Genomic DNA, 13,591 nt, shown 5'->3' with positions numbered 1-13,591 from the left:
CTGAGCGCCTCGGGCTGGAATAAGGCGCGGGAGTTTACCAGTTACCGGGCGCCGGAGGTTTTTGGCGTCAGCCATGAGCTTGATCTCTTGCGCTGTCATACAGCGCCAATATTCCCCTGCTACGGTGCTTTTTTACCTGTCAGCGAGGGGATAACCGTGAGCCAGTTCGATCTCAAGCGTCGCCGTGTCATCCAGGCTGTCGGAACTGTGGGTGCCGGTCTGCTGTTACCGGGTGTTGCGCCGGCGGTCATCGCTTCGGTGCAGGATCGCCCGAAGATGGTGGATGGCGTGCAGTCCGGCGATGTGTTCGGCGACAAGGCGATCGTCTGGAGCCGTAGCGACCGGCCTTCACGCATGATCGTCGAGTGGGACACGCGCAGCATGTTCACTCAGCCACGCCGCGTGGTGTCGGCGCTGGCCGATCAGCGTAGCGACTTTACCGCGCGGGTCGAGTTGAGCGGGCTGCCGGTCGATCAGGCAATTTTCTACCGGGTGTCTTTCGAGGATGCGCAGAGCGGTGTCGTCAGCGAGCCGTGGTTCGGCCATCTGCGCAGCACGCCGCAACAGCGTCGCGACATTCGCTTCGTCTGGAGCGGCGACACGGTGGGGCAGGGCTTTGGCATCAACCCCGATATCGGTGGCATGCGTATCTATGAAGCCATGCGTTTGCGCCTGCCGGACTTTTTTATCCACAGCGGTGACACCATCTACGCCGACAGCCCGGTGCCGGAGCAGCTCACCACGGAGGGCGGGCGTGTCTGGCGCAACATCACCACCGAGGCAAAGAGCAAGGTGGCGGAGACCCTCGACGAATACCGGGGTAATTACCGCTACAACCTGATGGATGAAAACCTGCGCCGCTTCAACGCCGAAGTGCCGCAGATCTGGCAGTGGGACGATCACGAGGTCACCAACAACTGGTCGCCCAGCAAACAGCTCGATGATCGCTACAAGGTCAAGGACATCGGCCTGCTGTCCTCGCGTGCCCGCCAGGCTTATCTGGAATACGCACCGCTGCGCTTGCAGGAAGCAGACAACGGCGGGCGCATTTATCGCAAGATCCCCTACGGTCCGATGCTCGACGTATTTGTCCTGGATATGCGCAGCTACCGTGCCGGCAATGATGCCAACCTGGCCGACAAACCTGGCCCGACCACTGCATTTCTGGGCCGTGAGCAACTGGACTGGCTCAAGCGCGAGCTCAACGCGTCGCGCGCGCAGTGGAAAGTGATCGCGGCGGACATGCCCATCGGCCTGGGCGTGCCGGATGGCGAGGTCAGCCCCGGCGTGCAGCGTTGGGAGGCCATTGCCAACGGCAATGACGGCCCGGCGTTGGGGCGTGAGCTGGAGGTCGCCGAATTGCTGGCGTACCTGCGTGCGCAGAAGATTCGCGATTGTGTCTGGCTGACGGCCGACGTGCATTACTGCGCCGCGCATCATTACCAGCCGGACCTGGCCGTGTTTCAGGACTTCGACCCGTTCTGGGAGTTCGTCGCCGGGCCATTGAATGCCGGCAGTTATGGTCCCAACGTGCTGGACAAGACCTTTGGTCCCGAGCTGGTGTTCCAGAAGGCGCCCCCTGCGCAGAACACCTCGCCGTTTGCGGGCTTTCAGTTCTTTGGCGAAGTGAATATCGACGGGCAGACCGGTGAAATGACCGTGGCGCTGCGCGATCTGGACGGTGTATCGGTCTTCGAGCGCAAGCTCCAGCCTGTGAAGGAAGTCAGCCGCATCGTCTGATAAACGACAATCGCTGCGGGGTGATCAGGGTTTCGGAAATTCCGTGCAACATGCTGGTCGTCGGTGGCCTATCATGAGCTACCTAACGACGGGACCGGACGCGTTGCATGCTGGCTATTTTTCTCGAAACCCTGAACATCACCGCCCCGGTGTTTGCCATGCTGTTTCTGGGCGTGTTCCTCAGGCGTATCGGCGCGATCAATGATGGTTTCATCGTTGCGGCTTCCGGGCTGGTGTTCAACGTCACCATGCCTGCGCTGCTGTTTCTGGGCATTATTCACGCCGATCTGCGCACCGCCCTGCAGCCCAAACTGCTGATTTTTTTCAGCATCGCGACGCTTCTGAGTTTTGCCTTCGCCTGGGGCTGGGCGATCTGGCGTTGCCCGCACGAAGAGCGCGGGATCTACGTCCAGGGTGCGTTTCGTGGCAATAACGGTGTCATCGGTCTGGCGCTGGCGGCCAGCATGTACGGGCCTGATGGCATTTCACTGGGTGCTATTCTCGCTGCGCTGGTCATCGTCTTCTACAACACCTTGTCGACGGTGGTATTGGCGGTTTACAGCCCGGTGATCAAGTCCGACCCCTGGAGCATCTTCAAAAGCGTGCTGGCCAACCCGCTGATCATCAGCGTGATCATAGCCTCGCCCTTCGCTTACTTCGGCATCGGCCTGCCCAAATGGCTGGAAACCTCCGGCAGCTACCTGGCACAGATGACTTTGCCGCTGGCACTGATCTGCATCGGTGGCACGCTGTCGCTGGCCTCGTTGCGCAAGAGCGGAAAACTGGCTGTCAGTGCCAGCGTCATGAAGATGATCACGCTGCCAGTGCTGTGCACGCTGGCCGCCTGGCTGGCCGGTTTTCGCGGCGCTGAACTGGGGATTCTGTTCCTGTACTTCGGCAGCCCGACGGCGGCTGCCAGCTACATCATGGCGCGCACGGCCAACGGCAATTACGAGCTGGCTGCGGCGATCATCGTCATCACCACCCTGGCCGCGGCAGTCACCACCAACGTCGGGATTTTCATCCTGCAATGGGGCGGCTGGATCTAATCCGCTTTGACGTAGCTGTCGATCACTTCCTGCGCCGCACGAAATGCGTCGATGGCTGCCGGCACGCCGGCGTACACCGCGCAGTGCAGCAGCGCTTCGCGAATTTCCTCGACCGTGCAGCCATTGTTCAGCGCGCCACGGACGTGGCCCTTCAGCTCTTGCGGGCATTTCAGGGCGGTGAGGGTGGCCAGGGTGATCAGGCTGCGGGTCTTCAACGGCAGGCCCTCGCGACTCCAGACGCTGCCCCAGGCATGCTCGTTGACGAAATCCTGCAGCGGCTGGCTGAACTCGGTGGCATTCCCCAGCGCACGGTCGACGTAGACATCGCCCATCACCTGGCGACGGATCTGTTCGCCTTCGCTGATCGTCTTGTCTGTCATGGCCTTGCTCCTTGTATCAATGCGGGTTGGAGGTCAGTGCTGGCGTCGCCAGGCGCGAATCGTGCCCCAGACAACCACAGCGCCCAGCACAGGTAACACCAGCGTGAGCATTTTGCTTTCAAGCCGTTCGGCCAGCGCCATGCCGGTGCTGATCGACAGGATATGCAGCCCGTAGGTCAGGTACAACGACAGTAGGAACAGACCTTCCAGGCGGTCTATCCGGTAACCGGAATAGAACAGCGGCACGCATAGCAGCGAGACGCCGAGCATGATCGGCAGGTCGAACACCAGTGCGTTTGGCGAGATCGTCAGCGGCACCGGGGCGACCAGTGCGGTCAGCCCCAGCACGCCCAGCAGATTGAACAGGTTGCTGCCGATCACGTTCCCCACGGCAATATCGCGCTCGCCACGAAATGCTGCGATCAGCGAGGTCATCAGTGCCGGTAATGACGTGCCGATGGCAATGATGGTCAGGCCGACGATGCGTTCGGAAAGCCCCAGGTGGATGGCAAGTACCACTGACGCGTCGACCAGCAGGTGTCCGCCAGCGGTCAACAGCAGCAGGCCAGTGGCAAGCATGAGGATGCGCGTGAAGGTACGAGGTTTTTCGGTTGTCTCTGCATGTCCGTGCCGCGGCGCATGACCGCCCTGGCGAATGATGACAATGAGGCAGAACAGCAACCCGGCAAGCAGCAGTGCGCCATCGAGTTTGCTGAATTCGCCACTCCACGACAGGCCGATAGCCAGCAGGCAGGCACCAATCATCAGCGGAATGTCGACGCGCAATACCTGGCGAGCAACGCGTAATGGAATGATCAGCGCGCACAAGCCAAGGATCACCAGCACATTGAAAATGTTGCCGCCGATGACACTGCCAACAGCGATGTCGGTGTTATCGGCAAACGCGGCTTGCAGACTGACTGCCATCTGCGGCGCGCTGGTGCCCATCGCCACGACGGTCAGGCCGACGATCAGTGGCCGGACCTTGAAAATCGCCGCCAGATGCACCGCTGCACGCACTGACAGTTCTGCCCCGATCAGCAGCAATAACAAGCCACTGAGCATCTGGATGAGTGCGGGGGCGGGCAGGGCCGATAGCTGGAGAATACGATTGTCCTTGTCAGAGGTGATCGAGGGTCGGGGTTAATCCAGGGCCTGCACGCGGACTGGCGCTGTGCCGCTGCGCAGCATACCCAGTTGTTCGGCCGCTTCGCGAGAGACATCGATCAGACGGCCGCGCGTGTGGGGGCCGCGATCGTTGATGCGTACGACTACCGACCTGTCGTTGTCCAGGTTGGTGACCTTGACGCGCGTGCCGAAGGGCAGCTGTCGATGTGCAGCGGTCAGCGCATTCTGATTGAACGGTTCGCCGCTGGCAGTGCGGTTGCCATGATGGCGTGCACCGTAATAGGCGGCGGTGCCGGTCTCATCATAACCATGGGGGTCGATGATGTGATTGGCGCATCCTGCCAGTAACGTCAGCAGGCTGCAGGCAAAAATAAGGCGGCGCATGGGGTGGGTTCCTGAGTGCCGGAGTAGTTGTGGTTGACGCTCGTGCCAAGGCTCCATGTCGGCATGCATTTCGTGACGCTCCGCGTCATAGCTTGGTGTCGCAGCGCGTACTCGACGGCGGACGCAGAGCGTCCGGAACTGAGGTTTGATCGTGCCAATGCTCCGCGTTGGCATGCTTTTCGTGACGCTCCGCGTCATAACTCGGTGTCGCAGCGCGTACTCGACGGCGGACGCAGAGCGTCCGGAACTGCATTCCCACGCAGAGCGTGAGGAACGATAGGCGCGCGCGGACACCTATCGTGCCAATGCTCCGCGTTGGCATGCTTTTCGTGACGCTCCGCGTCATAACTCGATGTCGCAGCGCGTACTCGGCATTGGAGCGATCAGCCCTCCAGCTTGGCCTTCAGCAGTGCGTTGACCTGCTGCGGGTTGGCCTTGCCTTTGGAGGCTTTCATCGCCTGGCCGACAAAGAAGCCGAACATCTTGCCGCGCTTGGCTTCGTCTGCGGCGCGGTACTGTTCGACCTGTTCCGCGTTGGCTGCCAGCATTTCATCAAGCATCGATTCGATGGCGCCGCTGTCGGTCACCTGCTTCAGGCCGCGCTTTTCGATGACTTCATCGGCGCTGCCCTCACCATTGGCCATCGCCTCGAAGACCATTTTCGCGATCTTGCCGGAAATGGTGTTGTCGGTGATGCGCTTGAGCATGCCGCCCAACTGCTCGGCACTGACCGGCGACTCGTCGATTTCCAGGCCCTGCTTGTTCAGCAGGCTGCCCAGCTCGACCATGACCCAGTTGGCTGCCAGCTTGGCGTCACCGCTGATGCTCACTACCTGTTCGAAGTAATCAGCCTGCTCGCGGCTCGAAGCCAGTACGCTGGCGTCGTAGGTCGAGAGACCGAACTGGCTCTGGAAGCGTTCACGTTTCTGCGGTGGCAATTCCGGCAAGGTGGCGCGGGTTTCATCGAGGAACGAGTCCTCGATGATCACCGGCAACAGATCCGGGTCTGGGAAGTAACGGTAGTCGTTGGCTTCCTCCTTGCTGCGCATGGCGCGGGTTTCGTTGGTGTTCGGGTCGTACAGGCGTGTCTGCTGGATAACCTTGCCGCCGTCTTCGATCAGGTCGATCTGGCGCTGAATCTCGCTGTTGATCGCCTTTTCGATGAAGCGGAACGAGTTGACGTTCTTGATCTCGCAGCGCGTGCCGAACTCGACCTGGCCCTTGGGGCGAATCGATACGTTGCAGTCGCAGCGCAGCGAGCCTTCGGCCATGTTGCCGTCACAGATGCCCAGGTAGCGGACAATCGCGTGGATCGCCTTGACGTAAGCCACGGCTTCCTTGGCGTTGCGCATGTCCGGCTCGGAAACGATCTCCAGCAGCGGCGTGCCGGCACGGTTCAGGTCGATACCGGTCATGCCCTGGAAGTCTTCGTGCAGGCTCTTGCCCGCATCCTCTTCCAGGTGCGCACGGGTGATGCCGATGCGCTTGACCGTGCCGTCTTCGAGGGGGATGTCCAGGTGGCCCTTGCCGACAATAGGCAGCTCCATCTGGCTGATCTGATAGCCCTTGGGCAGGTCCGGGTAGAAGTAGTTCTTGCGGGCAAACACGTTATGCTGGCCGATTTCGGCGTTCACAGCCAGGCCGAACTTGACGGCCATGCGCACGGCTTCCTTGTTCAGCACCGGCAATACGCCGGGCATGCCCAGGTCGACGAGGCTGGCCTGCGTGTTGGGCTCGGAGCCGAACGTGGTCGCGCTACCGGAAAAAATCTTTGATTGGGTCGAAAGCTGGGTATGAATCTCCAGCCCGATGACGACTTCCCATTGCATGTGTTTCTCCTCAGAAGCCTTCAGGTGCGCGGGTGTGCCAGTCGGTGACTTGCTGATACTGATGCGCCACATTCAAGAGACGGCCTTCCTGGAAATATGGAGCGAGCAGTTGCACGCCGACTGGCAGACCGTCGACGAAGCCCGCAGGCATGGACAAGCCGGGCAGGCCCGCCAGGTTGGCGGTGATGGTGTAGAAGTCTTCCAGGTATTCGGCAATCGGATCGTTGGTCTTGGCGCCGATTTTCCAGGCCGGGTTGGGCGTGGTCGGACCGAGAATCACGTCGACATCGGCGAACGCGCTCATGAAATCGTTCTTGATAAGGCGACGAATCTTCTGCGCCTGCAGGTAGTAGGCGTCGTAGTAGCCCGCCGACAGCGCGTAGGCGCCAACCATGATGCGACGCTGGACTTCCGGGCCGAAGCCTTCGGCGCGAGAGCGCTTGTACAGGTCGGTCAGGTCTTTCGGGTCTTCGCAGCGGTAGCCGAAACGCACACCGTCGAAGCGCGACAGGTTGGACGAGGCTTCAGCCGGGGCGATGACGTAGTAGGCCGGGATCGCGTGCTGCAGGTTCGGCAGGCTGACTTCCTTGACGATCGCGCCGAGCTTTTCCAGCTCCTTGACGCTTTCATGCACCAGCTGCGCAATGCGTGGGTCGAGGCCTGCGCTGAAATATTCTTTCGGCACACCGATACGCAGGCCCTTGAGCGAGGTATTGAGGCTGGCGGAGTAGTCTGGAACCGGTTCGTCGATGCTGGTCGAGTCCTGCGGGTCGAAGCCGGCCATGCCTTGCAGCAGCAGCGCGCAGTCTTCGGCCGTGCGTGCCATCGGGCCCGCCTGATCGAGGCTGGAGGCGTAGGCAATCATGCCCCAGCGCGATACGCGGCCGTAGGTCGGCTTGAGGCCTGTGAGGTTGGTCAGTGCCGCAGGCTGGCGAATCGAGCCGCCGGTGTCGGTGCCGGTCGCGGCAGGCAGCAGGCGTGCAGCAACGGCGGCTGCCGACCCCCCCGAAGAACCGCCAGGGACGCACTCCAGGTTCCACGGGTTCTTCACCGCACCGTAGTGGCTGGATTCGTTGGCCGACCCCATGGCGAATTCGTCCATGTTGGTCTTGCCCAGCGTCACTGTACCTGCCGATGCCAGGCGCGAAACGACCGTGGCGTCGTACGGTGCCTTGAAATTGTCGAGCATCAGCGAGCCGCAACTGGTGCGGATGCCCTGGGTGCAGAACAGGTCCTTGTGGGCCAGCGGGGCACCTAACAGCGGGCCGTTTTCACCGGCGGCGCGGCGAGCGTCTGCCGCTTGCGCCTGGGTGATGGCCAGGTCTTCGGTGAGGCTGATGAAACTGTTGAGCTGCGGATCGAGCGTCGCGATGCGCGACAGCAGGACGCGAGTCAGCTCTTCGGAAGAAAACTTTTTATCGGCGAGTCCGCGAGCGATCTCGGCCAGAGTCATTTGATGCATGCAGGCGCTTTCCCTTACTCGATGACTTTCGGAACCAGATAGAGGCCGTCTTGGACCGCTGGTGCGATGGCTTGGTAAGTGTCACGACGATTTCGCTCGGTGACGGCGTCTTCGCGCAGGCGCTGGGTGGCTTCCAGCGGGTGAGCCAGCGGCTCGATGCCAGTGGTGTCGACCGCTTGCATCTGATCGACCAGCCCAAGAATGCTGTTAAGTGCTTCGGTAGTACGCGGGATATCGGCGTCATTGAGGCCCAGTCGGGCCAGATGAGCGATCTTTTCCACGTCGGAGCGTTCAAGCGCCATGGGGTATCTCCAGTGGAATGCTTATGGATTTGCTTTGTTGCCAATTGCGGAACACTATCGCGTTATTACTGTCTCAAGCCGCTAACGTCGAGGGTGGTGTTCGGAAAACCGCCAATTTAGCATATTGGCTCCTTGCCCAAAATCCCTGTCGTTGTTAGAGTTTGCCGCACTTTTTTTACCACGCGTTCCCTAGGGTCCCTTTCCCATGTTCAAGAAACTGCGTGGCATGTTTTCCAGTGATCTATCCATCGACCTGGGCACTGCCAACACCCTTATTTACGTGCGTGAGCGCGGTATCGTTCTGAATGAACCCTCTGTCGTTGCCATTCGTACTCACGGCAACCAGAAGAGTGTCGTGGCCGTCGGTACCGAAGCCAAGCGCATGCTGGGCCGTACTCCAGGCAACATCGCAGCCATTCGTCCAATGAAAGACGGCGTTATCGCCGACTTCAGCGTCTGCGAAAAAATGTTGCAGTACTTCATCAACAAGGTTCATGAAAACAGCTTTCTGCAGCCCAGCCCTCGTGTGCTGATCTGCGTTCCGTGCAAATCCACCCAGGTTGAGCGTCGCGCCATTCGCGAGTCGGCCCTGGGGGCAGGCGCACGCGAAGTATTCCTGATCGAAGAGCCGATGGCCGCCGCAATCGGTGCCGGTCTGCCAGTGGAAGAAGCTCGCGGTTCGATGGTTGTCGACATCGGCGGCGGTACCACAGAAATCGCCCTGATCTCCCTGAACGGTGTGGTGTATGCCGAATCCGTACGTGTGGGTGGCGACCGTTTCGACGAAGCGATCATCACCTATGTGCGCCGTAACTACGGCAGCCTGATCGGCGAATCCACTGCCGAGCGCATCAAGCAGGAAATCGGTACTGCCTATCCGGGCGGTGAAGTGCGTGAAGTCGACGTCCGTGGCCGCAACCTGGCCGAAGGCGTTCCACGTGCGTTCACTCTGAACTCCAACGAAGTGCTCGAGGCACTGCAGGAGTCGCTGGCGACCATCGTTCAGGCGGTCAAGAGCGCTCTGGAGCAATCGCCTCCGGAACTGGCCTCGGACATCGCCGAGCGTGGCCTGGTCCTCACCGGTGGTGGCGCACTGTTGCGTGATCTGGACAAATTGCTGGCTCAGGAAACCGGTCTGCCGGTGATCGTCGCCGAAGACCCGCTGACCTGTGTAGCGCGTGGCGGTGGCCGTGCGCTGGAAATGATGGATAAGCACACCATGGATCTGCTCTCCAGCGAATAATTCGCCGGGGTGCCTTTCACGGAGTCTTTTGTATGCAGGTGGCGGATATGCTACCTGTATGCTTCAGGCTGACGCCGAAACAGGGTGCCTATCTCTTTCATTTGTCCGGGCCGGTTACATACCGCATGAATAATTGCCAATCGAAGTTCGATCCAACGATCGCATGCCCCGGAGGAGCGGCCTATTAAACCGCTTTTCTCAAAAGGCCCGTCGCTGGGTGTACGTCTGCTGGTGCTGGCCGTTCTGTCGGTTGCGTTGATGGTTGTCGACGCCCGCTTTACGATCCTCAAGCCCGTGCGCAGCCAGATGTCGATGGTGCTCATGCAGTCCTACTGGATCGTCGACCTGCCACAGCGTCTTTATCAAGGCGTCGCCAGTCAGTTCGGCAGCCGCACAGAGCTGATCGCCGAAAACGAAAAACTCAAGACCGAAGCCCTGCTCCTGCAAGGTCGCCTGCAAAAGCTGGCGGCACTGACCGAGCAGAACGTTCGCCTGCGCGAGTTGCTGAACTCCTCGGCGCTGGTCAACGAAAAGGTCGAGGTCGCCGAGCTGATCGGCATGGACCCGAACCCCTTCACCCACCGCATCATCATCAACAAGGGCGAACGCGACGGCGTCGTGCTCGGCCAGCCTGTGCTCGATGCGCGCGGCCTGATGGGGCAGGTGGTCGAGTTGATGCCTTACACCTCGCGCGTCTTGTTGCTGACTGACACGACCCACAGCATCCCGGTGCAGGTCAATCGCAACGGTCTGCGTGCCATCGCCAGCGGTACCGGTAACCCGGAACGTCTTGAGCTTCGGCATGTGGCAGACACCGCAGACATCAAGGAAGGCGACCTGCTGGTCAGTTCGGGCCTTGGGCAGCGCTTCCCGGCCGGTTATCCGGTGGCGACGGTCAAGGAAGTGATTCACGACTCCGGCCAGCCGTTCGCGATCGTTCGTGCGGTGCCGACCGCTGCGCTGAATCGGAGTCGCTATCTGTTGCTGGTGTTCTCCGACGGCCGCTCGCCGGAGGAGCGCGCTGCCGATGCAGCCCAGGCACAGGAATCCATCGACAAGGGCGTCGAGCCTTCCGTGATGGCGACGCTGCCGCCGCCGACTCCCGCCTTCCCGATGTGGCCGCAGGCAGTCGTTCCGGTCTTTCCGGGCAGTACGCTGACGCACAAGCCTGCAGCGCAATCGACAACGCCGGCACCGGCGGCGACACCCGCGACGCCGGCAAGGCCTGCTTCCCGGCCTGCGGCATCACAGCCACCTGCCTCAAGACCTTCCACTGCCCGGGAGCCTATCGATGGTTAGTCATGTTTCCGGGCGCAATGGCTGGGTGGTCTGGCTGACATTTGCGATCGGTCTGTTATTGAGCGTTTCGCCGCTGCCGCAATTCATGGAAATTTTCCGGCCGCTGTGGCTGGCCCTGCTGCTGACCTTCTGGGTTCTGGCACTGCCGCACAAATACGGCATGACCACCGCGTGGATACTGGGCCTGATGGAGGATGTGCTGTATGGCACATTGCTCGGTCAGAATGCCCTGATCCTCAGCCTGATTACCTTTCTGGTGATGTCCCTGCAGCAGCGCCTGCGCATGTTCCCCATGTGGCAACAGTGCCTGGTGCTATTGGTGGTATTCGGTCTGGCGCAGCTTGCGCAACTCTGGCTGAGTGCGCTGACCGGCAACCGTCAGCCTACGCTGGCGCTGGTGCTGCCCGCGTTGGTCAGCGCCCTGTTGTGGCCCTGGATCAGTTATGGCCTGCGTGGATTGCGCAAACGTTTGAAAATCAATTAAGCGCAAGGTGAGCGCGACGCCTCGCTGCGTTGTTCGCGCTCACCCGCACAGACACGGAGATGTCCTTATGCCCTCGCTTTATCTGGCTTCTGGCTCGCCGCGCCGCCGCGAACTTCTGACTCAGATCGGTGTGTCCTTTACCGTACTGAGCGCTCAGATCGATGAAACCCCCTTCGACCGTGAAACCCCGGCCGCCTATGTCGAGCGTCTTGCGCTGGGCAAGGCTCAGGCCGGGCTGTCCGTGTTGCCTGCCGAACAACAGGCCTGCGTAATGGGGGCCGACACGGCGGTTGTGCTGGATGGGCGCATTCTCGGCAAGCCGGTCGATAAAGCGGATGCGCAGGCCATGCTCATGGCCCTGTCCGGGCGCGAGCATGAAGTGCTGACGGCTGTCGCGCTCTGTGATCGGCAACGCAGCGAAACCCGTATTGTTACCAGTCGTGTGCGCTTTCGCCCGATTCAAACCCATGAAGCCCAGGCCTACTGGACCAGTGGCGAGCCCGCCGACAAGGCCGGCGGCTATGCCATCCAGGGATTGGCAGCGATTTTCGTCGATGGCCTGCAAGGCAGCTATTCTGGGGTGGTAGGTCTGCCCCTGTGCGAAACCGCAGAACTGCTCGGCCATTTCGGCATACCCTGCTGGCAATGCCTGGAAGGTGACAAGTCATGAGTGAAGAAATTCTGATCAACATTACGCCGATGGAATCGCGCGTGGCAGTGGTGGAAAACGGGGTTCTGCAAGAGGTGCACGTCGAGCGCACCCAGCGTCGCGGCATCGTCGGCAATATCTACAAAGGCAAGGTCGTGCGGGTGCTTCCCGGCATGCAGGCGGCGTTCATCGACATCGGCCTGGACCGTGCGGCGTTCATTCACGCCTCGGAAATATCCATGCGTGAAGGGCCTTCGGTCGAGAGCATTGCGTCGCTGGTACACGATGGCCAGAGCCTCGTCGTGCAAGTCACCAAAGACCCGATCGGCAGCAAGGGTGCCCGGCTGACCACACAACTCTCCATTCCGTCGCGTTATCTGGTGTACATGCCGCGCACTGCGCATGTGGGTATCTCGCTGAAAATCGAGGACGAAGCCGAGCGCGAACGACTCAAGAAAGTGGTCAGCGACTGTGTCGCCCTGGAGGGTATCAAGGAGTCCGGAGGTTTCATTCTGCGCACTGCTGCCGAAGGCGCCGGTGCCGACGAAATCCTGATGGACATCCGTTATCTGCGCAGGCTCTGGGATCAGATCGGCGAGCAGATCAAGACCGTCAGCCCGCCCACGGTGATTTACGAAGACCTGGGCCTGGCGCTGCGAACCTTGCGCGACTTGGTCAGCCCACGCATCGAAAAGATCCGTATCGACTCGCGGGAAACCTTTCAGAAAACCACTCAGTTCGTCGCCGAGCTGATGCCGGAAATTGCTGACAGGCTCGAGCACTATCCGGGCGAGCGGCCGATCTTCGACCTCTATGGGGTCGAGGACGAAATCCAGAAGGCCCTCGAGCGCAAGGTGCCGCTCAAGTCGGGTGGCTATCTGGTGGTCGATCCGGCCGAAGCGATGAGCACCATCGACGTCAACACCGGCGCGTTCGTGGGCCATCGCAACCTCGAAGAAACCATCTTCAAGACCAACCTGGAAGCCGCCACGGCCATCGCCCGGCAGCTGCGCCTGCGCAATCTGGGCGGCATCATCATCATCGATTTCATCGACATGGAAGACGGTGAGCACCAGCGTCAGGTGCTGCGCACGCTGGAGAAACAGCTGGAACGCGATCACGCCAAGACCAACATCATCGGCATCACCGAGCTGGGTCTGGTGCAGATGACGCGCAAGCGCACCCGTGAAAGTCTCGAGCAGGTGCTCTGCGAACCCTGTCACTGCTGCGCCGGGCGGGGCAAGCTGAAGACCCCCGAGACCATCTGCTACGAAATCTTCCGGGAAATCCTGCGCGAAGCCAGGGCCTATCAGGCCGTGGGCTATCGCGTTCTGGCCAATCAGCGCGTGGTGGATCGCCTGCTCGACGAGGAGTCCGGCAATGTGGCTGAACTGGAGAGCTTTATTGGTCGGACTATCCGTTTTCAGGTAGAAACCATGTACTCGCAGGAACAATACGACGTGGTGCTGCTCTGAGGGTGCTGATCGTTTGAAATATTATGACAAGTGCCCTACGGGTTTCTGGCAGGTATGCCGTTTTATCGAGAATGATGCGTGGCGAACGAGCAAAACCTGTACCTGACCGCACCTGCACACCTGAGCCGGAACCCGTTCGCCGATTCCGCTCCTCGCACCCCGCAGTG

The 13,591-nt window shown here is 60.8% G+C and carries 13 protein-coding genes; 7 read left to right on the top strand and 6 right to left on the bottom strand.

What is annotated here, in order from left to right; translation table 11 throughout:
* The first annotated feature begins 156 nt into the window (after positions 1–156).
* Together BLR20_RS18715 and BLR20_RS18710 are read left to right on the top strand one after the other, a co-directional pair.
* Positions 157–1,740: an alkaline phosphatase D family protein gene (locus BLR20_RS18715; RefSeq protein WP_054992581.1), complete on the top strand. Its 1,584-nt coding sequence runs from the start codon at positions 157–159 to the stop codon at positions 1,738–1,740.
* Between the two features lie 107 nt (positions 1,741–1,847).
* Positions 1,848–2,789 (top strand): AEC family transporter, encoded by a 942-nt coding sequence (locus BLR20_RS18710; protein WP_010427768.1) that lies wholly within the window; start codon positions 1,848–1,850, stop codon positions 2,787–2,789.
* Here BLR20_RS18710 and BLR20_RS18705 read toward each other — a convergent pair.
* The 6 genes from BLR20_RS18705 to gatC all read right to left on the bottom strand — a co-directional run bounded on the left by BLR20_RS18705 (position 2,786) and on the right by gatC (position 8,274).
* Positions 2,786–3,169 (bottom strand): carboxymuconolactone decarboxylase family protein, encoded by a 384-nt coding sequence (locus BLR20_RS18705; RefSeq protein ID WP_003340604.1) that lies wholly within the window; start codon positions 3,167–3,169, stop codon positions 2,786–2,788. The two genes, BLR20_RS18710 and BLR20_RS18705, sit on opposite strands and share 4 nt — an antisense overlap.
* A 33-nt stretch (positions 3,170–3,202) precedes the next feature.
* Positions 3,203–4,234, bottom strand: coding sequence for a calcium/sodium antiporter (locus BLR20_RS18700; protein WP_032615145.1), 1,032 nt, complete (start codon positions 4,232–4,234; stop codon positions 3,203–3,205).
* Between the two features lie 78 nt (positions 4,235–4,312).
* On the bottom strand, positions 4,313–4,681 hold the full coding sequence (locus tag BLR20_RS18695; protein ID WP_002555111.1) for a septal ring lytic transglycosylase RlpA family protein: 369 nt from the start codon (positions 4,679–4,681) through the stop codon (positions 4,313–4,315).
* Between the two features lie 383 nt (positions 4,682–5,064).
* The gene (gene gatB / locus BLR20_RS18685) at positions 5,065–6,510 is read right to left on the bottom strand and encodes an Asp-tRNA(Asn)/Glu-tRNA(Gln) amidotransferase subunit GatB (protein ID WP_032615147.1); all 1,446 of its coding nucleotides are present in this window, start codon (positions 6,508–6,510) and stop codon (positions 5,065–5,067) included.
* A gap of 10 nt (positions 6,511–6,520) precedes the next feature.
* Positions 6,521–7,972 carry an Asp-tRNA(Asn)/Glu-tRNA(Gln) amidotransferase subunit GatA gene (gatA, locus tag BLR20_RS18680; RefSeq protein WP_003395221.1) on the bottom strand — a complete coding sequence of 484 codons (1,452 nt, stop codon included), beginning with the start codon at positions 7,970–7,972 and terminating at the stop codon, positions 6,521–6,523.
* Between the two features lie 14 nt (positions 7,973–7,986).
* Positions 7,987–8,274 carry an Asp-tRNA(Asn)/Glu-tRNA(Gln) amidotransferase subunit GatC gene (gene gatC / locus BLR20_RS18675; RefSeq protein ID WP_002555109.1) on the bottom strand — a complete coding sequence of 96 codons (288 nt, stop codon included), beginning with the start codon at positions 8,272–8,274 and terminating at the stop codon, positions 7,987–7,989.
* A gap of 205 nt (positions 8,275–8,479) precedes the next feature.
* Between gatC and mreB the strand changes: the two genes are divergently transcribed.
* The 5 genes from mreB (at position 8,480) to rng (ending at position 13,424) form a co-directional block, all read left to right on the top strand.
* Complete coding sequence (gene mreB, locus BLR20_RS18670) at positions 8,480–9,517, top strand: rod shape-determining protein MreB (RefSeq protein ID WP_002555108.1); 1,038 nt, start codon at positions 8,480–8,482, stop codon at positions 9,515–9,517.
* A 231-nt stretch (positions 9,518–9,748) separates the two neighbouring features.
* Entirely contained in the window at positions 9,749–10,816 is a 1,068-nt protein-coding gene (mreC, locus tag BLR20_RS18665; protein WP_032615149.1) for a rod shape-determining protein MreC, read from the top strand.
* On the top strand, positions 10,809–11,300 hold the full coding sequence (gene mreD / locus BLR20_RS18660; protein ID WP_003364106.1) for a rod shape-determining protein MreD: 492 nt from the start codon (positions 10,809–10,811) through the stop codon (positions 11,298–11,300). Before mreC ends, mreD begins: the two co-directional genes overlap by 8 nt.
* Before the next feature lie 67 nt (positions 11,301–11,367).
* Positions 11,368–11,970, top strand: a complete 603-nt coding sequence (locus BLR20_RS18655; protein ID WP_054992576.1) for a Maf family protein — start codon at positions 11,368–11,370, stop codon at positions 11,968–11,970.
* Positions 11,967–13,424, top strand: a complete 1,458-nt coding sequence (rng, locus tag BLR20_RS18650; protein ID WP_054992575.1) for a ribonuclease G — start codon at positions 11,967–11,969, stop codon at positions 13,422–13,424. Before BLR20_RS18655 ends, rng begins: the two co-directional genes overlap by 4 nt.
* The last annotated feature ends 167 nt before the right edge of the window (positions 13,425–13,591 follow it).

The sequence above is a fragment of the Pseudomonas congelans genome, from assembly GCF_900103225.1.
GTDB classification, from domain to species: Bacteria; Pseudomonadota; Gammaproteobacteria; order Pseudomonadales; family Pseudomonadaceae; genus Aquipseudomonas; species Aquipseudomonas congelans.
Note: the sequence above shows the minus strand (reverse complement) of the source record. Positions and strands in the feature narration are given on the sequence as shown.

Bases quoted from the DNA above. Each gene is read 5' to 3' on its own strand.
- BLR20_RS18710 (WP_010427768.1), top strand. From the start codon at position 1,848: ATGCTGGCTATTTTTCTCGAAACCCTGAACATCACCGCCCCGGTGTTT.
- BLR20_RS18705 (WP_003340604.1), bottom strand. From the start codon at position 3,169: ATGACAGACAAGACGATCAGCGAAGGCGAACAGATCCGTCGCCAGGTG.
- BLR20_RS18700 (WP_032615145.1), bottom strand. From the start codon at position 4,234: ATGCTCAGTGGCTTGTTATTGCTGCTGATCGGGGCAGAACTGTCAGTG.
- BLR20_RS18695 (WP_002555111.1), bottom strand. From the start codon at position 4,681: ATGCGCCGCCTTATTTTTGCCTGCAGCCTGCTGACGTTACTGGCAGGA.
- gatB (WP_032615147.1), bottom strand. From the start codon at position 6,510: ATGCAATGGGAAGTCGTCATCGGGCTGGAGATTCATACCCAGCTTTCG.
- gatA (WP_003395221.1), bottom strand. From the start codon at position 7,972: ATGCATCAAATGACTCTGGCCGAGATCGCTCGCGGACTCGCCGATAAA.
- gatC (WP_002555109.1), bottom strand. From the start codon at position 8,274: ATGGCGCTTGAACGCTCCGACGTGGAAAAGATCGCTCATCTGGCCCGA.
- mreB (WP_002555108.1), top strand. From the start codon at position 8,480: ATGTTCAAGAAACTGCGTGGCATGTTTTCCAGTGATCTATCCATCGAC.
- mreD (WP_003364106.1), top strand. From the start codon at position 10,809: ATGGTTAGTCATGTTTCCGGGCGCAATGGCTGGGTGGTCTGGCTGACA.
- BLR20_RS18655 (WP_054992576.1), top strand. From the start codon at position 11,368: ATGCCCTCGCTTTATCTGGCTTCTGGCTCGCCGCGCCGCCGCGAACTT.
- rng (WP_054992575.1), top strand. From the start codon at position 11,967: ATGAGTGAAGAAATTCTGATCAACATTACGCCGATGGAATCGCGCGTG.